The organism is Demequina pilifera (genome assembly GCF_048814985.1).
Lineage (GTDB): Bacteria > Actinomycetota > Actinomycetes > Actinomycetales > Demequinaceae > Demequina.
Window position 1 is genome coordinate 246,855 of sequence record NZ_JBMDTW010000005.1, and the last position, 18,923, is coordinate 265,777.

At 70.9% G+C, this 18,923-nt stretch carries 20 protein-coding genes and 1 tRNA gene; 10 read left to right on the forward strand and 11 right to left on the reverse strand.

Translation table 11 applies throughout. From position 1 onward, the window contains the following. Positions 1-146: 146 nt before the first annotated feature. The 3 genes from ACNI14_RS11070 to ACNI14_RS11080 all read right to left on the reverse strand — a co-directional run bounded on the left by ACNI14_RS11070 (position 147) and on the right by ACNI14_RS11080 (position 2,007). Entirely contained in the window at positions 147-692 is a 546-nt protein-coding gene (locus ACNI14_RS11070) for a VanZ family protein (RefSeq protein ID WP_420520090.1), read from the reverse strand. 213 nt (positions 693-905) lie between these two features. After that, positions 906-978: transfer RNA gene (locus ACNI14_RS11075), tRNA-Lys, on the reverse strand. Positions 979-990: 12 nt separating this feature from the next. Then, the gene (locus ACNI14_RS11080; RefSeq protein WP_420520091.1) at positions 991-2,007 is read right to left on the reverse strand and encodes a phosphotransferase; all 1,017 of its coding nucleotides are present in this window, start codon (positions 2,005-2,007) and stop codon (positions 991-993) included. Positions 2,008-2,139: 132 nt separating this feature from the next. On the opposite strand from ACNI14_RS11080, the gene ACNI14_RS11085 reads away from it, so the two are divergent. Then, entirely contained in the window at positions 2,140-2,403 is a 264-nt protein-coding gene (locus ACNI14_RS11085) for a hypothetical protein (protein WP_420520092.1), read from the forward strand. 33 nt (positions 2,404-2,436) lie between these two features. On the opposite strand, the gene ACNI14_RS11090 is transcribed toward ACNI14_RS11085, so the two are convergent. From ACNI14_RS11090 to ACNI14_RS11100, 3 genes are read right to left on the reverse strand one after another with little or no spacing between them, the layout of a single operon-like run. Continuing rightward, on the reverse strand, positions 2,437-3,669 hold the full coding sequence (locus tag ACNI14_RS11090) for an RNA polymerase sigma factor (RefSeq protein ID WP_420520093.1): 1,233 nt from the start codon (positions 3,667-3,669) through the stop codon (positions 2,437-2,439). A gap of 2 nt (positions 3,670-3,671) precedes the next feature. Further along, positions 3,672-4,010 (reverse strand): YciI family protein, encoded by a 339-nt coding sequence (locus ACNI14_RS11095; protein WP_420520095.1) that lies wholly within the window; start codon positions 4,008-4,010, stop codon positions 3,672-3,674. A gap of 1 nt (position 4,011) precedes the next feature. Then, the gene (locus tag ACNI14_RS11100) at positions 4,012-4,362 is read right to left on the reverse strand and encodes a YciI family protein (protein WP_420520096.1); all 351 of its coding nucleotides are present in this window, start codon (positions 4,360-4,362) and stop codon (positions 4,012-4,014) included. Between the two features lie 112 nt (positions 4,363-4,474). Between ACNI14_RS11100 and ACNI14_RS11105 the strand changes: the two genes are divergently transcribed. After that, on the forward strand, positions 4,475-5,059 hold the full coding sequence (locus ACNI14_RS11105; RefSeq protein ID WP_420520098.1) for a DUF1349 domain-containing protein: 585 nt from the start codon (positions 4,475-4,477) through the stop codon (positions 5,057-5,059). 129 nt (positions 5,060-5,188) lie between these two features. On the opposite strand, the gene ACNI14_RS11110 is transcribed toward ACNI14_RS11105, so the two are convergent. Beyond that, complete coding sequence (locus ACNI14_RS11110; protein ID WP_420520099.1) at positions 5,189-5,506, reverse strand: AzlD domain-containing protein; 318 nt, start codon at positions 5,504-5,506, stop codon at positions 5,189-5,191. After that, entirely contained in the window at positions 5,503-6,264 is a 762-nt protein-coding gene (locus ACNI14_RS11115) for an AzlC family ABC transporter permease (protein WP_420520100.1), read from the reverse strand. The genes ACNI14_RS11110 and ACNI14_RS11115 overlap by 4 nt, the downstream gene beginning before the upstream one ends. Before the next feature lie 282 nt (positions 6,265-6,546). Here ACNI14_RS11115 and msrB point away from each other — a divergent pair, with 282 nt between their 5' ends. Both msrB and ACNI14_RS11125 read left to right on the forward strand, forming a co-directional pair. Next, a complete protein-coding gene (gene msrB, locus ACNI14_RS11120; RefSeq protein WP_420520101.1) occupies positions 6,547-7,002 on the forward strand; it encodes a peptide-methionine (R)-S-oxide reductase MsrB in 456 nt (151 codons plus the stop codon). A gap of 2 nt (positions 7,003-7,004) precedes the next feature. Beyond that, positions 7,005-7,634 carry a hypothetical protein gene (locus tag ACNI14_RS11125; protein ID WP_420520103.1) on the forward strand — a complete coding sequence of 210 codons (630 nt, stop codon included), beginning with the start codon at positions 7,005-7,007 and terminating at the stop codon, positions 7,632-7,634. 497 nt (positions 7,635-8,131) lie between these two features. On the opposite strand, the gene ACNI14_RS11130 is transcribed toward ACNI14_RS11125, so the two are convergent. After that, positions 8,132-9,103: an NUDIX hydrolase gene (locus tag ACNI14_RS11130; protein WP_420520104.1), complete on the reverse strand. Its 972-nt coding sequence runs from the start codon at positions 9,101-9,103 to the stop codon at positions 8,132-8,134. Then, entirely contained in the window at positions 9,100-11,376 is a 2,277-nt protein-coding gene (locus tag ACNI14_RS11135; RefSeq protein ID WP_420520106.1) for an RNA degradosome polyphosphate kinase, read from the reverse strand. The genes ACNI14_RS11130 and ACNI14_RS11135 overlap by 4 nt, the downstream gene beginning before the upstream one ends. A gap of 115 nt (positions 11,377-11,491) precedes the next feature. Here ACNI14_RS11135 and ACNI14_RS11140 point away from each other — a divergent pair, with 115 nt between their 5' ends. The 4 genes from ACNI14_RS11140 to ACNI14_RS11155 all read left to right on the forward strand — a co-directional run bounded on the left by ACNI14_RS11140 (position 11,492) and on the right by ACNI14_RS11155 (position 15,614). Beyond that, positions 11,492-11,977 (forward strand): GbsR/MarR family transcriptional regulator, encoded by a 486-nt coding sequence (locus ACNI14_RS11140; RefSeq protein ID WP_420520108.1) that lies wholly within the window; start codon positions 11,492-11,494, stop codon positions 11,975-11,977. Next, positions 11,974-12,936 (forward strand): ABC transporter ATP-binding protein, encoded by a 963-nt coding sequence (locus ACNI14_RS11145; protein WP_420520109.1) that lies wholly within the window; start codon positions 11,974-11,976, stop codon positions 12,934-12,936. Before ACNI14_RS11140 ends, ACNI14_RS11145 begins: the two co-directional genes overlap by 4 nt. Continuing rightward, on the forward strand, positions 12,936-14,591 hold the full coding sequence (locus ACNI14_RS11150) for an efflux permease Rv1217c-related protein (protein ID WP_420520110.1): 1,656 nt from the start codon (positions 12,936-12,938) through the stop codon (positions 14,589-14,591). Before ACNI14_RS11145 ends, ACNI14_RS11150 begins: the two co-directional genes overlap by 1 nt. A 300-nt stretch (positions 14,592-14,891) precedes the next feature. Further along, positions 14,892-15,614, forward strand: coding sequence for a phosphatase PAP2 family protein (locus tag ACNI14_RS11155; protein WP_420520111.1), 723 nt, complete (start codon positions 14,892-14,894; stop codon positions 15,612-15,614). Here ACNI14_RS11155 and ACNI14_RS11160 read toward each other — a convergent pair. Beyond that, the gene (locus ACNI14_RS11160) at positions 15,601-16,044 is read right to left on the reverse strand and encodes a cupredoxin domain-containing protein (protein ID WP_420520112.1); all 444 of its coding nucleotides are present in this window, start codon (positions 16,042-16,044) and stop codon (positions 15,601-15,603) included. The two genes, ACNI14_RS11155 and ACNI14_RS11160, sit on opposite strands and share 14 nt — an antisense overlap. Before the next feature lie 72 nt (positions 16,045-16,116). Between ACNI14_RS11160 and ACNI14_RS11165 the strand changes: the two genes are divergently transcribed. After that, the gene (locus tag ACNI14_RS11165) at positions 16,117-16,404 is read left to right on the forward strand and encodes a hypothetical protein (RefSeq protein ID WP_420520113.1); all 288 of its coding nucleotides are present in this window, start codon (positions 16,117-16,119) and stop codon (positions 16,402-16,404) included. A gap of 234 nt (positions 16,405-16,638) precedes the next feature. Further along, the gene (locus ACNI14_RS11170) at positions 16,639-18,801 is read left to right on the forward strand and encodes a S9 family peptidase (protein ID WP_420520114.1); all 2,163 of its coding nucleotides are present in this window, start codon (positions 16,639-16,641) and stop codon (positions 18,799-18,801) included. The last annotated feature ends 122 nt before the right edge of the window (positions 18,802-18,923 follow it).

The following is an 18,923-nucleotide window of genomic DNA, read 5'->3' on the forward strand; positions in this document are numbered from 1 at the left end:
CCACACCGGTGCGGGCTCGCCTTGCGGCTCGTTCATGGTCTCGATTCGACGACTCTTGTCCTGTGAGATGTATCACTGGTCCTCAGCAGAGCGCCCGATCGAGGGAGCTGAACGCGAGGTCAGCACACGGCGAGACCCAGGCGGGATCAGCGCAGGGTGCGGGCGCGAGCGCCGACCACGATGGCGGCCACGATCGCACCGACGATGCCTCCCGCGAGCGCGCCGGCGCCATTCAGGATCACGTCATCGATGTCGGCGACTCGGCCCAGCACGTACTGCGCGACCTCGATCGACGCCGACAGCAGCACGCCGAGGAGGAGCGCAGTGGCGACGCGTCCCACGAACCGGGCCTTCACCAAAGCGGCCACGAGCAGCCCGAACGGCACGAACAGTGCCACGTTGCCCACGAGGTTGATCCACGGGTTGGACCCGCGCGCGTTCGTGAGGCCGCGTTCGATCTCCTGGAAGGGCACCAGGCTCAGTCCACGCGGCCCCGCGTAGTGCGACGACACCGTGGAGCCGAGGGTGGCGACGGCGATCACCAGCAGCCACAGCAGGAGCGCGGTCCACAGCACCGCTCGGGTGCCTCGGCCGTGCCGCGCGCCGATGAGTCCGGCGAACAGGAGGGCGAGGACTGCCACGGCCGCTGCGGCGATCACGAGCGCGACGTTGTCGAGGATGTCGTTCGGCACGTGCACCCCCTCGCCATCCCTTGCGCGCCGAGTGCACGCGCCCGCAACGGGCTCGTGCTGCCGTGCGGAGTGTTCCGAAGATTAACGCTTCGCGGGCTGTGTCCGTTTCCGGAAGAGACGGTGGGGGCGTTCGCGAAACTGCGGTTCATCACCGAGGAGGGTGGCGGATCGGCGTCGAGGCGATGCGGCCGGACAGCGCGGGCGAGGGATCGGTGGGCCCCGTGGGGCTCGAACCCACGACCTACGGATTAAAAGTCCGCTGCTCTACCAACTGAGCTAGAGGCCCCGCCCCAGAATCCTACGCGGATGACGTGACGCCGAGTTCGTGAAGCCCGCCCCAGGCCATCGCGATGTTGAGCGGCCGGTCGAGCGTCGCCCACAGCAGGCACTTGTGCAGCGCGATGCCGCGCACGCGCGCGTCCAGGCCGTCATCGTGGATGTCGGTGTCGGAACGGTACTGAGCCATGGCGCGCTCGACCCCGGTGCACGGCATCGCGGTGTAGAGGAAGGCGAGGTCGACGGCGCGGTCGCAGCGAGCGATCTTTCCCCAGTCGATGATCCCCGCGAAGTCGCCGTGGTCGCTCAGCAGGTTGGAGCCGTGCAGGTCGGCGTGCGACCACACCTGCTCGTCGGGCTCGGGCGCGTCAAGCGCGGCCTCCCACATCGCCCGCGCTGCCGAGGCGTCCACGCGCACCCCATTGGCACCGCCGTCGCCCGCCTCGACGCGGCCCAGCGCCCACATCACCTCGGCCGTGCGCTCCGACATGCTGATCGACTGCTCCGGGTTGAACCAGGCCTGCTCGACCGGAGGCCGGGCCGCTCGCCCAGCAAGGCCTGCCCCCGCATCGGCCGTGCGTATGGAACTGACGCCGTGAATCTCCGCGATCGCGCGCCCCACCGGGGCGCCGGCCGCCTCCCCAAGCGGGGCCGCATCGGCCGTATCGCCCGGCACCCACGTGACGACCGCCCAGTCCCACGGAAACCCCTCGCCGGGTACGCCGCTGGCGACCACGTGCGGGTACGCGAACGACCACTCGGGCGAGAGCGCGGCGGTCCACCGAGTCTCGCGCGCGAGCGACTCGACGGCCCTGCCCACGCGCGGCAGCCGCACCGCGAGAGTCTCGCCGAGCCGGTACATCGCCATGTCCCAGCCGTCGAAGCGCTCGCCCACGGGGTGGTCCTCGAGGTGCGGCATCTGGGAGGCGAGCAGCGCGCGCACGGTCTCGCGGGATATCGACGGGTGCGCGGCGGGCGGGCCGGTGTCGAGCGGGCCGTCCGCGACTGAGGAGGCGCCCCTCGCATCGGCCTTGCTCATGCTCGCGACGCTAGCACCGTTGCCCGGCCTGTCACGGGTGGCCGCACCCCGGTGGCCGCACCCCGATGGATGGATCGCGCGCCCGGATGCGTTGACGAAGTCACTGGAGACCCGAGGAAGGGAGCCACGATCATGACCGATCACGCGAACCACGACGAGGACAAGCCGCGAGACGACGCGGCCGAGACGGACCAGGACAAGCCCATCGCGGTGGACAACGCCGCGAGCCACCGTCCGCCTCAGGCCGGCGGCCCGGACCTGCAGTCGCCGTCGAAGGAGCCCGTCTCCGCCGAGGGCGAGGTCGCCAAGGGCGGCAACCAGAACCCCGACGCCAAGCAGCCGCCGGCGTCGCAGCTGCACAAGCAGCAGCGCAGCCAGGGGATGAACCGCTCGTAGCGGTGTGACCCTCAGCGCGGCCGCGACACGCGGCTAGGAGCGGGCCTTCCCCAGCAGGAAGGCCCGCTCCGCTGGGTTCTGCGTGAGTGCGGCCGCGGCGGCGTAGGCTCCGTGCGCCTGATCGGCGTGACCCAGGCGGTCCAGCAGGTTCGCCCTCGTGGCGTGCCATAGGTGGTAGCGCTCGAGCGGCAGCCCGTCCACCACGGCCAGCGCCGCGGCCGGACCGTGCACCTCCGCCAGTGCGACGGCTCGGTTGAGCTCCACCACCGCCGTCGGCATGATCGCGAACAGCTGGTCGTAGAGCGCGAGGATCTGCCGCCAATCGGTGTCCTCGAACCGTGCGGCGTCCGAATGCACCGCGGCGATCGCGGCCTGCACCTGATACGGCCCCGGACGACCGCGCCGCAGGCACGCGCGCACCACGCCCTGCCCCTCCCGGATGAGGCCCATGTCCCAGCGCGCGCGGTCCTGGTCCGCAAGCAGCACCACGTTCCCTGCCTCATCGAATCGCGCGGGGCGGCGGGACTCGGTCAGCAGCATGAGCGCGAGCAGCCCCGCCGCCTCCGGCTCCTCGGGCAGCAGGCGGTGGAGTTCGCGCGTGAGACGCGTCGCCTCGCGCGCGAGGTCGGGGCGGGTCGCGTCCGTGGTGCCCGAGTAGCCCTCGTTGAACACCAGATACAGGACCGCGAGCACGGCGCTCAGCCGCTCCGGCAGTTCGTCACTCGGCGGGACCCGGTACGGGATGCGGGCGGTCGCGATCTTGCGCTTTGCGCGCGTGATCCGCTGCGCCATTGTGGCCTCGGACACCAGGAAGGCGCGTGCGATGTCCCGGGTCTCGAGCCCCGCGATCAGCCGAAGCGTGAGCCCCACGCGCGCCTCCATCCCGAGCGCCGGGTGGCAGCACGTGAAGACCAGTCGTAGTTGGTCATCGCCTACGGGCTGGTCCAGCCGCTCCGCGACGGCCGATGCGGGGTCTGCCTGCGAGCCGTCCTCACCTTCGAGGGCGGCACGGCGGCGGTAGCGCTCCTCCCGCGTGGACTCGCGCCGCACGACGTCGATCGCGCGGTTCTTGGCGGTCGCCACGATCCATGCCGCCGGGGAGGGCGGGATGCCCTCGAGCGGCCAGCGCTCGAGCGCACGCACAAAGGCCTCCTGCACTGCCTCTTCCGCCAGGTCGATGTCACCGAGCATCCGCACCAGCGTCGCGACGGCCTTCCCGGACTCGCTCCGAAACACCGCCGCGAGCTCGTCCTGCTCCTTCGTCATGGCTACGCGCCGTGAAGCGGGCGCACCTCGATGGGAGCGCCGCACGCCTCAGCCGTGCGCGCAGCCCAGGCGTGTGCCGTGGCGAGATCCGGGACCTCGACCACCCAGATTCCCGCCACATGCTCGCGCGACTCCGCGAATGGGCCGTCGGTGACCAGCGCATCGGCCGTCACGACGGAGGCCTGAGGCGCGGGGGACAGGCCCATGCCGAACACCCACACTCCATCGCGGGACATGTCCGCCTCGAGGGTGCTCACGCGCTCGGCGAATTCGGCCATGCGTTCCGCCGGGGGTGGATCGCTGTCGTCGCGGTCATGCACCAGCAGGGCGTAGCGGGTCATGTCACTCGCCCTGGAAGGGGCGCACCTCGACCGGGCCCCGGCACGCCGCGGAGGCCTTGGCCGCCCACGCGAGCGCCGCGTCGAGGTCGGGCAGCTGCAGCACCCAGAATCCGCCAATGCGCTCCCTCGCCTCCGCGAACGGGCCATCCGTCGTGAGCGTCTCGCCCTCGCGCACGTGCACGGTGGTCGCGCTGTCCGGCGCCTCGAGGCCGCCTGCGAAGACGTAGATGCCAGCCGCCTCGGCCTCGTCGTTGAAGGCGGCAGTGTCGCGGAACATCGCCTTGACATCCATATCGGAGTCGAACAGCGGCTTCGAGTAATCGTGATGAACGCTCAGCAGGTATTCGGTCATGGTGCTCCCTTCTGTGACGCGTCCGTCGCGCCCTCGCTCACTCCACGAACGGGACGGCGCGGATTCGACACTATTGCCGCGCGGCCTGCGCCGCGAGCCGTAGCCTGGCCGTATGAATCTCCAGGAGTTGGTGCGGGACGGCGAGTGGACCACGGAGCCCGTCCGCGCGGAGTGGACGGCGGGCGGCGAGCTGCTGGTCGAGGCCCGCGAGGAGTCGGATGCGTGGCGCACCACCTCGTACGGGTTCGTCCACGACGACGCGCACGCGCTGCTCGCCCCGCTGGGTGCGCGCGAGGCGATCGAGGTGACGTTCGTGCTCGACTACGACCAGCAGTTCGACCAGGCGGGGGTCATGATCCGGGTCGACGAGTCGACGTGGATCAAGGCGGGCGTGGAGGTGTCCGACGGCTCACCGCAGGTGGGCGCCGTCGTCACGCGCGGGGTCTCGGACTGGTCGGTCGCTCCCGTGCCCGAGTGGGTGGGACGCGAGATCACGATCCGCGCCTCGCGCGACGGGGACGCGATCACCGTCCGCGCGCGGGCCGGCGACGAGCCGTGGCGCCTGGTGCGCGTCGCGCCCCTGTCTCCCACGGCCGATGCGCGGGCGGGGTTGTTCTGCTGCGCACCTACCCGGGCGGGCTTGGTGGTGAGGTTCGTGGGGCATCGGCGCTCCGAGCCGGACGCCGCGCTCCACTGAACTGCCGCGCCGTGTTGCGTCGCCGCGCCGCGCCCCGCCCCACCCCCCGCGCCGCGCCCCACGAGGTGCTCACTGCCCAAAAACGGCCGTTTTGGGCACTGAGACCCTGCTGGCGCGCAGGAAGAGTGGCTAGAGACCGGCGAGCAGCAGCGCCGCGAACGCCGCGGAGCCGGCCAGCAGCGTCCAGCCCATGGACCTCTTCCACAGCGCGACGCCCACCGCGACCACGGCCGCGAGGTGCCACGCGCCGAAGCCGCGCCACTCGGTCTGGTCCAGGAACAGCGCGTTCGCGACGATCGCGGCCATCGCCGCCGGGGCGACCAGCGACAGGGCCTTGCGCACGCGTGGCGGGAGCTCGCGGTCGCCGCCCAGCAGCACGATCCCGGAGATGCGGATCGCGTACGTGCCGACGGCGGCGATGGTGAAGACGAGGAACGCGGTCATCATGGCGCGGCCTCCTGCGATGGGCCGCGCCGGTCGGGCACCAGGGCGCCCAGGCCGATTCCCACGAGGGCGCCGATCAGCACGTTGAGCCCATACGGCACGTCCTTGAGAGCGAGCACCACCGCGATCGAGATCCCCGCCGCCGCGACCGCGGGCCACGTGGTCAGCGCCGGCACCAGCACCGCGATGAACATCAGCGGCACGATGAAGCCGATCTGCCACGACTCGGGGATGACGGGGCCGAGGACGACGCCGGCCGCGGTGCCGAGAATCCACACGACCACGAACGGGCCCGAGACGCCCAGGATGAACCACCGCCTGCGCACGGCGTCGGGCCACTCCCCGGCCTTCAGCACCGACACCGCGGCGGACTGGTCGGTCATGAGGTACGCGAGGCCAAGCCGCCAGCGCATGGGGAACGCGGAGAACACCGGTGCGAGTGCTGCGGAGTACAGCGCGAGGCGAGCATTGATGACCAGCGCCGTGATGATCGCGATGACGGCGGGGGCGCCTTGGCGCAGGGCCTCGACGATCGCGATCTGGCTCGCGCCTGCCGTGACCGTGGAGCTCGCGTACGGGGCCAGCCAGCCGGGCAGCCCCACCACTTGGATGAGCGCGCCGAAGGCCATTCCGAACACGGCCGCTCCCGGCATCAGCGGGGCTATCGCGCGGATCCCGGTCCAGACGTCGCGCCACTGCGCGACGCCGATGCGCAGGAACGCCCGCGCCGGATCGCGGGCGGGCTGGGAGGCGTCGGTCACCGCGCCAGTCTGGCATGCAGGCGTCCGGGAACGCGGTCCGGCCGATGCGGTCGCCGGCACTCCGGATCCCGCAAGCACGTGCGTGTGCAGGGAACAAAATCGCCCTCGTCAGCGTCTGTCATCACGTGACCTGTCACGGCGAGAAGCCGCGCAGGAGCTTTGTGGTCAGAGCACGCGGCGCCCGGTCCGATCCCCCCTCGACGGCCGGGCGCCACGTGTGCCAAGACCGGGGCGGCAGCGGCGTACGCTGACAGGCACGGAGCCAATCCGAAGGGACACCTCATGACACCTCGCATCGAGAAGACCGACGCCGAGTGGCGCGCGGAGCTCAACCCCGACGAGTTCCACGTGCTCCGCGAAGCCGGCACCGAGCGCCCCTGGACCGGGGAGCTGCTCGACAATGCCCGTGACGGCGTCTACCGGTGCCGTGCCTGCGGTGCCGAGCTGTTCCGCTCCGACACCAAGTTCGACTCTCACTGCGGCTGGCCCTCCTTCTTCACGGCCGAGAACGATGCGGTCACCCTCAGTGAGGACGCGTCGCTGGGCATGATCCGCACCGAGGTGCGCTGCGCCACGTGCGACTCGCACCTGGGCCACGTCTTCAAGGACGCTCCGCAGACCCCCACCGGCGACCGGTTCTGCATCAACTCCGTGTCCCTCACCTTCGAGGACGGCGGCCAGCAGGCCGATGCGCGCGAGGCTCAGGGCGCGGACGCCGAGACCACGCAGGACTCCTGACCTTGGTCGAGCCGCGCTTTCGCCGCCCCGCCATGCTGGACATGGAGGAGGCCGAGCAGATCGAGGGGGACATCGATCCCGCTGATCGCGGCCTGATCGCCCACGAGACCGCGCTCGCGCTGGTGTCGCAGGCGCGCGCGGCGCAGGATCCCGAGCTCACGCAGCGCCTGGTGCGGCTCGTGGACGAGGAGGGCATCGACACCGTCGCCATGATGTGGTCGAAGGCCGGCGCCCACACCCTGCCCGGCGCGCTATGGCGCATCTACATGCTGCGCGAGTGGGTCAAGCACGAGCCCCGCGCCGTCGCCCGCTCGTATCACCACGGCGTGCACGCGGCGCACGTGCGCCACGCCATCGCCGGTGTCGAGGACCCTCCCGGTCCCCACGAGGTGCAGGCGCTCGCGGACTCGGTGCTGTCGGGAGTGTTCTCCGGCGATCTGGCCGTGGCGCTCGAGCGCGCCGGGGCGTTCTGCCGCGTGGTCGCGACCGGCGCCGCCTACGAGGCCGAGTCGGACGATGGCCACAACGATCGCCGCGCCCACGAGACCTCGGTGCGAGCCGCTCAGCTGCTGCGCACGGGCGAGGACCTCGAGCGCTGCGCCGCGATGTGGCGCGAAGATCGGTTGGACTGACCGGTCCGGCTGGACCGACTGGTCCGGCTCGGCTCACCAGACCGGCTGGACTGACGCGTCCGACCCGGCCCGCGCATCGGCCGCATGACCGCTCGAACCATCGGCACGGGTATCCAGGACGCGGCGTCCGCGGGAGGGCCTCCAGGACGGGTGTCGACGGGAGTTGAGGTCCGGCGCGAGAGGCGTAGAGTGGGCGTAGACATCGGACTGCGGTAGCCCCGGGCTCCAAATCAAGCCGCCACGAGCGGCCTTCGCGCCGACTGGCGCTCCCAGTCCGATGTCGCCCCCCTTCTTCTGCGGCTCCGGCCGCCTGCCTGGTCGCGCCCGCCGCCTGCCTCGCCCTTGCGCCCGCCGTCGCCGCGCCGACGAGCCGGATCAACTGAGTCGCTCCGCTCGCGCTGAGCACGCCTGCGCGCAGCGCGACTGAGTTGGTCCGGTCGGCCGGTCGCGCGTGGAAGCGAGACGGGAGCGGCCCGCGCACGCGTCCGGTTCGACCGCTAGGGATGCACCTGCAGCAGGTGGGTCTCGATCGCCGTGACCCGCGGCCCGGAGTCCGTGTCGAGCACGTGCGCCACGAGCACGCCGCCCGCGGGCAGGTACGGATTCTTGCGCGGCAGCGCGCCGCGCGTGTACGGCCGCGTCGCCGCGCGGACCATCTCGACGATGGTGGGCAGCGTGGGCCGGTGCACGCTCACGACCCGGCTGGTGGTCTTGCCCAGCAGGTTCACGAACACCGATGCGGTCGACAGCGGCTTGGCGGCATGGCCGGGTTCGGTGAGGGCCCTGAAGCTCTTGACCTTCAGGCCGGCGGCCTCGGCGTAGGGCTCGACTGTCTGGACGCAGCGCGCCGCGGGTGACGAGTCGATGTGCTTGATCCCGAAGGCCGCGAACAGCGGCACCAGCTGCTGCGCTCGAGCGCGGCCGGCCTTGGTGATGGGTCGGTCGAGGTCGTTGCCCTCCCACGCCTTGCGCCGCTTGGCGCGGGCGTGCCGGGCGAGCACGAAGGCGCGCGTCTCGAGCCGGTCGTTGCGGTAGGCCTCGACGAGCACCTCGAGCGGCCGCAGGTCGTCCTTGAACGTGATCTTGGCGCGGGCCTCGTCGACCGTGAGCCAGCGCTTCTTGTCGATCTCGTGCTTGGGCGCGTCCTTGTACTTGGGCCGTGCCTTCACGGCCGCGGAGCCCTCCGACGCGATGTGCGCGGCCCAGTACTTGACCACCTTGGTCTTGCCGCCGGTGGGGTAGCGGAGCGTGGGCAGGGGCTGGCCGAGGATCACCTGCTTGCCGGTCTCCTCCGCGACCTCGCGGATCGCGCAGGCGGGCAGCGTCTCGCCCGCATCGAGCTTTCCCTTGGGCCACGACCAGTCGTCGTAGCGGGGGCGATGCACTGCCAGCACCTGCAGCTCGCCGTCGCGGACGCGCCAGATCAGCGCCCCGGCCGCGATCACGGTCCCTGGGGGGTAGCGCTTCACTTCCGCTTGGCCCTCCGCCTGGGCTGGCGCTTGATGTAGGTGGCCTGGACGTCCTTGAGGCGACGGCCGTCGGCATCCTCGGTGGTGCGCGTGAACACCCCGTCCTCGCCGAGCTCCCACGCGGAGAACTCGGGCGACATCGCCATCTGGATGTTCTCGACCAGGAACTCCTTCTGATGGGGCGCGACGATCGAGATCAGCGCCTCGATGCGGCGGTCGAGGTTGCGGTGCATCAGGTCCGCGGACCCCAGGAAGATCTCGGGGTCGCCGTCGTTGGCGAAGGCGAACACCCGGGAATGCTCGAGGAACCGGCCCAGCACGGACCGCACCCGGATGTTCTCGCTGAGCCCCGGCACTCCCGGCCGGAGCGCGGAGATCCCGCGCACCACCAGGTCCACCTTCACGCCGGCCTGCGAGGCGCGGTACAGGGCGTCGATGGTCTTCTCGTCGACGATCGAGTTGAGCTTGAACTTGACCCACGCCTCTTTGCCCGCGCGGGCGTTCTCGGCCTCGCGTTCGATCCGCTCGATCAGGCCGATGCGCACGCCGGTGGGCGCCACGATGAGGCGCTTGAACTTCGCCTTGGGCGCGTAGCCGGACAGCTGGTTGAACAGTTTGGTGAGGTCCGCCCCGACCTCGGAGTCGTTGGTGAGCAGGCCGTAGTCCTCGTACAGGCGCGCGGTCTTGGGGTGGTAGTTGCCGGTGCCGACGTGGCAGTAGCGCACCAGCCCCTCGTCCTCCTGACGCACCACGAGCGACAGCTTGCAGTGCGTCTTGAGGCCCACCAGCCCGTACACCACGTGCACGCCGGCCTTCTCGAGCTTGCGGGCCCAGCCGATGTTCTGCTGCTCATCGAACCGCGCTTTGATCTCGACCAGCGCGAGCACCTGCTTGCCGTTGCGCGCGGCCTCGATGAGCGCGTCCACGATGGGGCTGTCGCCGGACGTGCGGTACAGCGTCTGCTTGATCGCCAGCACCTTGGGGTCGAGCGCGGCCTGCGACAGGAAGGCCTGCACCGACGTCGAGAACGAGTCGTACGGGTGGTGCAGCAGGATGTCGCCGCGGCGGATCGCGTCGAACACGTTCTGCTCATCCGCGGTCTCGACCGGCGCGAGCTGGTGGTGAGTCGTGGGCCGGAACGCGGGGAACTGCAGCTTGGGACGGTCCAGGTCCGCGATCACGTTGAGGCCGGTCAGATCCAGCGGCGCGGGCAGGTGGAACACGTCGTGCTCCGTGATGCCGAGCTCGCGCACCAGCAGATCGCGCAGGTGGATCGGCAGGTCCTGTGCCACCTCGAGCCGGACGGCGGGGCCGAACCGGCGGCGCAGCAGCTCGCGCTCCATGGCCTTGAGGAGGTTCTCGGCGTCGTCCTCCTCGACCTCGACGTCCTCGTTGCGGGTCACGCGGAAGGTGTAGCTGCTGATCACCTCCATGCCCGGGAACAGGTAGTCGAGGTGCTCCGCGATGACGTCCTCGAGCGGCACGAAGCTGCGCGGCTCGTCCGACAGCGCCGATGCGTCCGTCACCTGGGCGGCCTTGCCCGCCGAGTCGACGCTCAGGAAACGGGGCAGTGTCTCCGGCACCTTCACGCGCGCAAAGAACTGTTTGAGCGATTCGGGATCGCGCAGCTCCACCGCGAGGTTCAGCGACAGCCCGGAGATGTATGGGAACGGGTGCGCAGGGTCGACGGCGAGCGGCGTCAGCACGGGGAAGATGTCGGAGCGGAACAGCTTGCGCAGCCGCTCGCGCTCGTTCTCCTCGAGGTTCTCGATGTGCACCAGGTGGATGCCCTGCTCCTGCAGCTGCGGCAGCACCTGGTCCTCGAAGACGTCGGCGTGACGGTCCATGAGGTGGTGGGCGCGGTCCGTCAGCGCCTCGACGAGCCGGGTGGGGCTCATGCCGGTGGCGCTCGGCACGGCGAAGCCGGCCGCGATGCGGCGCTTGAGGCCCGCCACGCGCACCATGAAGAACTCGTCGAGGTTGGACGCGAAGATCGCGAGGAACCGGGCGCGCTCGAGCAGCGGGGTCGCCTGGTCCTCGGCGAGCTCGAGCACCCGCTCGTTGAAGGCGAGCCACGACAGCTCGCGGTCCAGGTAGCGATCCCCCGGCAGCTGGTCTGCCGGGTCGACGCCGTCCACGTCGTCGTCGTGCAGTTCCCCGACCCCAGCGTCCGCGGTCGCGATCGCCCCGCTCGTGGGGGGCGTCGTGTCCCGGACGGGCACCGGCCCCGCCGCGGTCTTGTCGAGGCTGTCAGCCTGGGTGCCGTCATGCATGTGCCCATCGTGGCATGGCCCCGGGCGCGCGACCACCCCCTCGGCTCCCAGGCTGCTTGCGGATCATCCGCACGGATGATGGACAGTTTCACCGATTTCAGATACAACTGAAATCATGACTGACGCGCCCATGCCCGACGGCCTCACGCCCGAACGGCTCGCCTACGTCGAGCAGGTCGCCAACTTCTGGCAGGCCGGCGGTCTCGGCCACGCCGCCGGCGCCATCCTCGGCTACCTGACCGTGTGCGAACCCGCCGCGCAGACCCAAGCCGAGATCGCATCGGCGCTTGGCCTGTCCGCCGGGACCGTGTCCACCCAGCTGCGCACGCTCGCGGGCGTGGAGATGGTGGAGAAGGTGCGGCGCATGGGGGTGCGGACGCACTTCTACCAGCTGCCGCAGGACATGTGGGTGCGGCTCATCGGCTCCGAGGATCGTCGCATCGCGGGGCTGCGCGAGCTCGCGGACGCGGGAATCGCGGTGATGCCCGCCACCCGCCACGACCGCATCGCGTCGCTCGAGCAGATGGTGCGGTTCTTCGAGCACGAGTGGCCGCTGCTCTCGAAGCGGCTTGAGGAGTTCCTCAGGAAGGAAGCATCATGACTCAGACCCCTGCCATCGAGGTCGATGGCCTCACCAAGAAGTTCGGTCACTTCACCGCGGTGGACGATGTGAGCTTCGACATCCACCCGGGCGAGATCTTCGGCTTCCTCGGCCCCAACGGCGCGGGCAAGTCGACCACGATCCGCGCGATCCTCGACCTCATCCGCCCCACCTCGGGTCACTGCCGGGTGCAGGGCCTCGACAGCAGGCGCGATGCCGTGGAGATCCACCGCCGCATCGGCTTCCTGCCGTCGGACCTCGCGTTGTGGCCCGGCCTCACGGGCCGCCAGACCGTCGAGTACCTGGGTCGCCTGCGTGGCGGCGTGGACCGGGCTCGCGTGGACGAGCTGTCGGAACGCCTGGATGCTGACCTGTCCCGGAAGGTCGGCGAGTACTCGTCGGGCAACCGCCAGAAGCTGGGCATCGTGCTCGCCTTCATGCACTCACCCGAGGTCGTCATCCTCGACGAGCCCATCACCGGGCTCGACCCGCTGGTGCAGCTCGAGTTCCACACCCTGCTGCGCGAGATGGCCGATGCGGGGGGCACCGTCTTCCTGTCGTCCCACACCATCAGCGAGGTCGAGCGGGTGGCGGACCGGGTGGCCTTCATCCGGCGCGGCCACCTGATCGCGGTCGAGAGGATGGCCGAGCTGCAGGACAAGGCGCTGCGGCGCATCACGCTCGAGTTCGGCGACGCCGTGCCCGCGCGCGCATTCGAGGGGATCGAAGGCGTCCGCGATGTCACCGTCGACGGCCCCACCGTCAGCGCGCAGTACGAGGGGTCGATGGCGCCGCTGCTCGCGGTCGCGACCGAGCACGACGTGCTGTCCGTGTCCTCCGCGAGCGTCGACCTCGACCAGATCTTCCTCGAGTTCTACCGCGACGAGGTCGAGGCGGCGGGCGACGACCCCGACCAGCCCGACGACCGCCGCGAGCCGGACGACGGCAGGGCGGCGTGATGCTGCGCACCGTCTACCTCAAGAGTCTGCGCGACCGCTGGCTGGGCGCCGCGATCGGCGTCGCGTCGCTGTTCGCGATCGCCTGGATGGGCATCTGGGCGTACGCCGGCATGGGGGACGACGTGGTCGACTTCATCTCCCAGATGCCGCCCGCCTACCTCTCGCTGCTGGGCATCACGGCCGATGCGGGCGCGGCCGGGCTCATGCTCGGCAACCTCTTCAACTTCCTGGGTCCGTTCGTGATCGCGGGGATCGGCATCTCGATGGGCGCCGCCGCGATCGCGGGCGAGGAGTCGGCCGGCACCATGAACGTGCTGGGCACCATGCCCCGCAGCCGCACCCGGCTGCTGCGCTCGAAGGCGCTCGCCGCCGCGACGATCGTGGTGATCGCAGGCGTCGCGGCATCCGCCTCGTACGTGGGCGCGGCCGCGCTCGCGGACACGGACATCGGCTCCATGAACCTCGCCGCCGCGACCGTGCACCTGCTCGTCGTGTGCCTGTTCTTCGCCTCCCTTGCCCTCGCCCTGGGGGCGTGGACGGGCAACCGGGCCCTCGCATCGGGCGTAGGCGTGGGGCTGATCGTGCTGTCCTTCCTGGTGTCAGGTCTGTTGCCGCTGTTCGACGGCCTCGAGAACTGGGCGAAGGCGTCGCCCTGGTACTGGATCAGCGGGTCGCAGCCCATGACGAACGGCGTGGACTGGCCGCCGCTGCTGGTGCTGCTGGCGCTGACCGCGGCCCTGGTCGCCGCCGCGTGGTGGGGGGTCAACCGCCGCGACCTCGGTGCGGGTGCCGCGCGCACTCCCATACTGGAGCGGCTGCGCGAGGACCCGCGCGTGGGGCGCATCGTGTCGATACTCGCCGGCCGCGGCTCCACCCGGGGGATCGCCTCCAAGGCGCTGACCGACCTGCGCCCCTACCTGCTCGTGGCCTGCGGGGCGCTGGCCTTCCAGGCGCTGGTGCTCGGGCCGATGTTCAGCGCGGTCAGCGGGGAGATCGGCGACGTCGTCGACGCGATGCCCGATTCGATCCTCGCGATGGTGGGCTTCGCCGACTTCTCGACCCCCGAGGGCTGGTACTTCGGCGAGGCCATGAGCATCGTCGCGCCTGTCGCGGTGGCCGTGATCGCGATCAACGCCGGTGCGGCGCTCGCGGGCGAGGAGAAGCGGCGCACCATCGGCGTCCTGGCCGCGATGCCGGTGCCGCGCACGTCGATCGCGCTGCGCAAGGCCGCCGCGATCGCGGTCGGGTCGATCATCGCGGGCGTGGCGCTGTTCGCGGGCGTGGCGGGCGGCAACGCCATCGCCGGCCTGGGGATGAACGTCGCCCACATCGCCGCGGCGGGAGCGCTGCTCGCGGGACTGGGCATGCTGCTCGGCTCCGTCGCCTTCGCCGCAGGGGCGATCACGGGGCGGGCGACCGCGGCCATCGGCGCCGGGACCGGGGTCGCCGTGGTGGGCTGGGGCATCAACAGCTTTGTGCCCGTGAACCCCGACGTGGCGGACTGGGCACGCGTCTCGCCCTTCTACTACTACGCGCACGGCAACCCGCTCGAGGTCGGCATGACGTGGTGGCATCTGGCGCTGCTGATTGGTGTCGCCGCGGCGCTGGTCGCGGTGGGGATGGCGGCCTACCGCGCGCGCGACCTCCGGGGGTAGCGCGGCAGGGCGCCCCGACCCCCGCCCCCTCGGTGCCCGCGCCCCCGCGCCCCTTCGCCTCCTGCGCCCCCGCGCCCCTTCGCCTCCTGCGCCCCTCCCTTCGCCTCCTGCGGCCCTCCCTTCGCCCGCAAGTGTCGAGATGCGTGCAGTTTCGGGCCCGATACTGCACGCACTTCGACACTTGCGGCGGCTGGCGGTGTGCCGGCAGCTCCCGGGGTACCGGGGTGTGAACAGCCCCGACGGCCGATGCTCGGGCCGGCTTGGGAGTTCGGGCGAAAGCGGTCCGCTTAGGCTGAGTGGATGATCCGAGACGCCTGGATGAAGCTGCCCGTGCCGGTACGCGTCGTCGTGCCCGGCCTGCTGCTCGTCGCCTTGGGGGTGTGGGGATTCTTCGCGGTGCTCGACGAGGTGCTCGACAACGACATCATCGAGGCGGCAGACGAGCCGCTCATCGAGTGGCTCGTCGACAACCGGCTCGAGTGGCTGACGACGGTGATGACGGTGATCACCCAGACGTTCGGCCCCGTGGTGCTGCCGATCCTGATCGTGATCGGCTGCGCGTTCTGGGTGTGGCGCACGAGGACGTGGCGCGACCCGCTCCTGCTCGCGGGGGCGATGGTGCTGGCGACGGGCATCTCGATGCTGGCCAAGATGATGGTCGCGCGTGCGCGCCCGGAGGAGGGCTTCCAGACGGTCCCGGGGTACGAGACCTCATACTCGTTTCCGTCGGGCCACACGACCGGCGCCGCGACGCTGGTGCTCGTGACGGCGTACCTGCTGTGGCATCGGCGGGGAGGGATGCGCGCTGCACTGTGGTGGGCGCTGGGCTCGCTGCTGCTCATCGCCCTCGTGGGCGGTACCCGGCTCTACCTGGGCTATCACTTCTTGTCGGACGTGCTGGCAGGCGCGTGCGTGGGAATCGTGGTGCTCGGTCTGGTGGTCGCAGTCGACCGCTGGCTGGACCTGCGCTACGACGAGCGCGAATCGGTGGCGCCAGCGAAGTCGGGACCTACGCGACCGTGAAGGTGAACTCCATGCCCTGCGAGCGGTGCGTGCCGACCGAGCAGTAGAGCGTGTAGGTGCCAGGCTCGAGATCCACGGTGAACGAGTCCGTGGCGCCGGAGCCGATGATGGCGGTGCCGCCGCTGACGCCCTGTCCCTCGATCACGAGGTCGTGCTGCATGTCGCCGTCGTTGGTCAGCTCGAACGTGTAGGTGCCCGCGTCGACGGGTGCCACGAGCTCGTAGCCGTAGTCGAAGGCGGAGACGGGAATGCTCAGGGCCTGCTGCTGCGAGTCCCCGGTGGAGTCGGGCGGTGCAGCCGGCGCGTTGTTGCCCGTGCCGAGGTCCACCACGTCATCGTTTCCGGTGGAGGCGCACGCGCTCAGGGCCAAGCCCGTGCATGTCGCGACCACCGCAGCGGCGATCTTGCGAGTCAGTGTCGAGTCAGCCATGTTCCGATGCTAACCCGCCGCGTTTGGGCGTGTGCGTGCGGGGCCCCTGCGTGAGCCGCTAGCGTGAGCCGCATGAGGGCGACGGCGTGGGCCATTGGCGGCGTGGGCACAGCGGTGGGGCTGATCATCATCGCATCGGTGCTGATGATGGGCGCCACCCTGCCCGGATTCAACGGCGAGGACGGCATCACCGCCGATGTGCGCGCCTCGTTGATCGGCGTGGCAGTCATCGCGGTCTCCCTCGCCATCGCCGCGAGCGTGCGGCGCTCCGACCTGTGGGCGAACCACGTGTTCGTGCTGATTGGGGTCCTGGCCGCGGCAGCCGCGGCCTGGTGGGCGGTCGCCGAACTGCTGGGTTGACTCCCCGCTCGCCGTCGCTTCCCCCTCCTGCCTGCCCCGCGCTCGCCGTCGCCCCACCCTCCCTGCCCTCCCCGCTCGCCCCGCTAGCCCCGCTCGCCCCGCCCTCCCCGCTCGGGCAAGTGTCGATTTCTGTGCGCTTCTGACCCGAGAACCGAGCAAAAATCGACACTTGCGGGAGATGAGTGGGTGGCAGGTGCGGGCGGTAGGTGCGCGGCGGGGACAGGCAGGCGGCCGATGCGCTCGCTGGCGCACGCACGGCCGTCGCCCGATTACGGTGGAGCGGTGACCGAACCTTACGAATCCCTCACCGACTTCATCGCCATTCCCCGCATCGACGGCCTCGCGCTGTCGCCCGACGGCTCCCGAGCCGTGCTCACCGTGGCGACCCTCAACAAGGACGCCACCGCCTACGAGCGCGCGCTCTGGGAGGTGCCCGCCACACCCGGCGCAACCGGCGACCCGGTGCGGCTCACTCGCTCCGCAAAGGGGGAGGCAGGAGCAGTGTTCACGGCCGCCGGCGACGTGCTGTTCACCTCCACGCGGCCCGATGCGGGCGCTGAGGGGGAGGACGAGAAGCCGCAGCTGTGGCTTCTCCCGGCGCGCGGCGGGGAGGCCCGCTGCATCTCGCGACTGGCAGGCGGGGTGTCCGGCATTGCCGCCGTGGCGGCCGACGCGAACGCCGCAGTTCTGGGCGCGGACCTCATGCCCTCTGCGGATTCGCTCGAGGACGACGCCCGCATTCGCGCGGCCCGCACCAAGGGCAAGGTGAATGCGATCCTGCACTCGTCGTACCCGATCCGCGACTGGGATCACGACCTCGGCCCGGCCGAACCCCACCTGCTCGCCCTGGACCTGGCGAGTGCGCCGACGGAAGTGGCGCGCGCATCGGCCGCCTCGCCGAAGGCGGACTCAGTGGAGGGTGACGGCGCGAATGGCGACGCGGACGCCACCACGCCGTACCCGGAGACGCTGCCCCGCCCGCGGGACCTGACGCCCAAGCCTGGCCGCAGCACCGGCGACAGGGGGGTGGCGGTCAGCCCCGACGGCGCCACTGTGATCGCCGCGCTGCAGGTGCCCGTGGGACGCTCGTCGCGCTCGCGGCTGGTGTCGATCGACGTCGCGAGCGGCGCGCACACGGTGCTGGCCGACGAGGAGGGCATCGACTTCGTGAGCCCCGTCATCAGCCCCGACGGGACCACGCTGGCGTACGGGCGCGGCGCGAAGTCGACCCCCGTGGGTCCCGCCGACCAGGAACTGTGGATCGCGAACCTGGACGGCTCGGGTGCCCGCCAGATCGCGGCAGAGTGGGACCGCTGGGCCGCGTCCACCGCGTTCTCGGCGGACGGCTCGGCGCTGATCGTCACGGCGGACCACGACGGCCGCTGCCCGGTGTTCAGCATCGACGTCACCACGGGCGAGGTCACTCAGATCACCACCGACGATGCCGCGTACTCGGCGGTCGCCGTCGACCGGACGGGCGCCGGACTGGTGGCCCTGCGCGCCACGATGCTCGAGCCGGCGCACCCCGTGCGCATCAGTTCTGACGGAGCGGTGACGCGCCTCGCGAACCCCGCCCCGGCCCCGGCGGTGAACGCGGAGCTCACCGATGTGGACGCGACCGCCGAGGACGGAACGCGGGTGCGAGCGTGGCTGCTCACCCCGCCTGGCGCATCGGCCGCATCCCCGGCCCCGCTGCTGCTGTGGATCCACGGCGGACCGCTGAACTCCTGGAACCAGTGGTCGTGGCGATGGAGCCCCGCGCTCGCGGTCGCCCGGGGGTACGCGGTGCTGCTGCCCGACCCGGCGCTGTCGACCGGCTATGGGCTCGACTTCATCGCGCGCGGGTGGAACAGCTGGGGTCACAAGCCCTACACGGACCTGCTGACCATCACCGATGCGGTGGAGGCACGCCCCGAGATCGACGGCGCGCGCACGGCCGCGATGGGCGGGTCGTTCGGCGGCTACATGGCGAACTGGATCGCGGGCCACACCCACCGCTTCGACGCGATCGTGACGCACGCGGCGCTGTGGTCGCTCGACCAGTTCAGCCCCACCACGGATCACGCGGACTACTGGCAGTCCATCTTCACGCCAGAGGCGATGGTCGAGCATTCGCCCCACCACTTCGTGGATGCGATCACGTCGCCCATGCTGGTGATCCACGGCGACAAGGACTATCGCGTGCCCATCGGCGAGGGGCTGCGGCTTTGGGCCGAACTCGCCGAGCGCTTCGCGGCGCCCGACGGCACCATGGACCACCGGTTCCTGTACTTCCCGGACGAGAACCACTGGATCCTGAAGCCTCAGCACGCGGTGGTCTGGTACGAGACGGTGTTCGCGTTCCTCTCGCAGCACGTGCTCGGTGAGCGGGCGGAGCTGCCGGAGGTGCTCGGCTAGCTGTAGTGCCCAGGGACGTTGTTTGAGTTCCGGGCGATGAGGAGAACCTCCGGGCAGAGTGGAGCTGTCTAGTTCTTCGCTCTTAACCCGGAGGTTCTCGTGTCTCACGCTAATGCTGCTTT

Excerpts from the sequence above, each read along its gene's own strand:
- ACNI14_RS11080 (WP_420520091.1), bottom strand. The coding sequence starts at position 2,007 with ATGAGCAAGGCCGATGCGAGGGGCGCCTCCTCAGTCGCGGACGGCCCG.
- ACNI14_RS11085 (WP_420520092.1), top strand. The coding sequence starts at position 2,140 with ATGACCGATCACGCGAACCACGACGAGGACAAGCCGCGAGACGACGCG.
- ACNI14_RS11090 (WP_420520093.1), bottom strand. The coding sequence starts at position 3,669 with ATGACGAAGGAGCAGGACGAGCTCGCGGCGGTGTTTCGGAGCGAGTCC.
- ACNI14_RS11095 (WP_420520095.1), bottom strand. The coding sequence starts at position 4,010 with ATGACCCGCTACGCCCTGCTGGTGCATGACCGCGACGACAGCGATCCA.
- ACNI14_RS11100 (WP_420520096.1), bottom strand. The coding sequence starts at position 4,362 with ATGACCGAATACCTGCTGAGCGTTCATCACGATTACTCGAAGCCGCTG.
- ACNI14_RS11105 (WP_420520098.1), top strand. The coding sequence starts at position 4,475 with ATGAATCTCCAGGAGTTGGTGCGGGACGGCGAGTGGACCACGGAGCCC.
- ACNI14_RS11110 (WP_420520099.1), bottom strand. The coding sequence starts at position 5,506 with ATGATGACCGCGTTCCTCGTCTTCACCATCGCCGCCGTCGGCACGTAC.
- msrB (WP_420520101.1), top strand. The coding sequence starts at position 6,547 with ATGACACCTCGCATCGAGAAGACCGACGCCGAGTGGCGCGCGGAGCTC.
- ACNI14_RS11135 (WP_420520106.1), bottom strand. The coding sequence starts at position 11,376 with ATGCATGACGGCACCCAGGCTGACAGCCTCGACAAGACCGCGGCGGGG.
- ACNI14_RS11140 (WP_420520108.1), top strand. The coding sequence starts at position 11,492 with ATGACTGACGCGCCCATGCCCGACGGCCTCACGCCCGAACGGCTCGCC.
- ACNI14_RS11145 (WP_420520109.1), top strand. The coding sequence starts at position 11,974 with ATGACTCAGACCCCTGCCATCGAGGTCGATGGCCTCACCAAGAAGTTC.
- ACNI14_RS11150 (WP_420520110.1), top strand. The coding sequence starts at position 12,936 with ATGCTGCGCACCGTCTACCTCAAGAGTCTGCGCGACCGCTGGCTGGGC.
- ACNI14_RS11155 (WP_420520111.1), top strand. The coding sequence starts at position 14,892 with ATGATCCGAGACGCCTGGATGAAGCTGCCCGTGCCGGTACGCGTCGTC.
- ACNI14_RS11160 (WP_420520112.1), bottom strand. The coding sequence starts at position 16,044 with ATGGCTGACTCGACACTGACTCGCAAGATCGCCGCTGCGGTGGTCGCG.
- ACNI14_RS11165 (WP_420520113.1), top strand. The coding sequence starts at position 16,117 with ATGAGGGCGACGGCGTGGGCCATTGGCGGCGTGGGCACAGCGGTGGGG.
- ACNI14_RS11170 (WP_420520114.1), top strand. The coding sequence starts at position 16,639 with ATGCGCTCGCTGGCGCACGCACGGCCGTCGCCCGATTACGGTGGAGCG.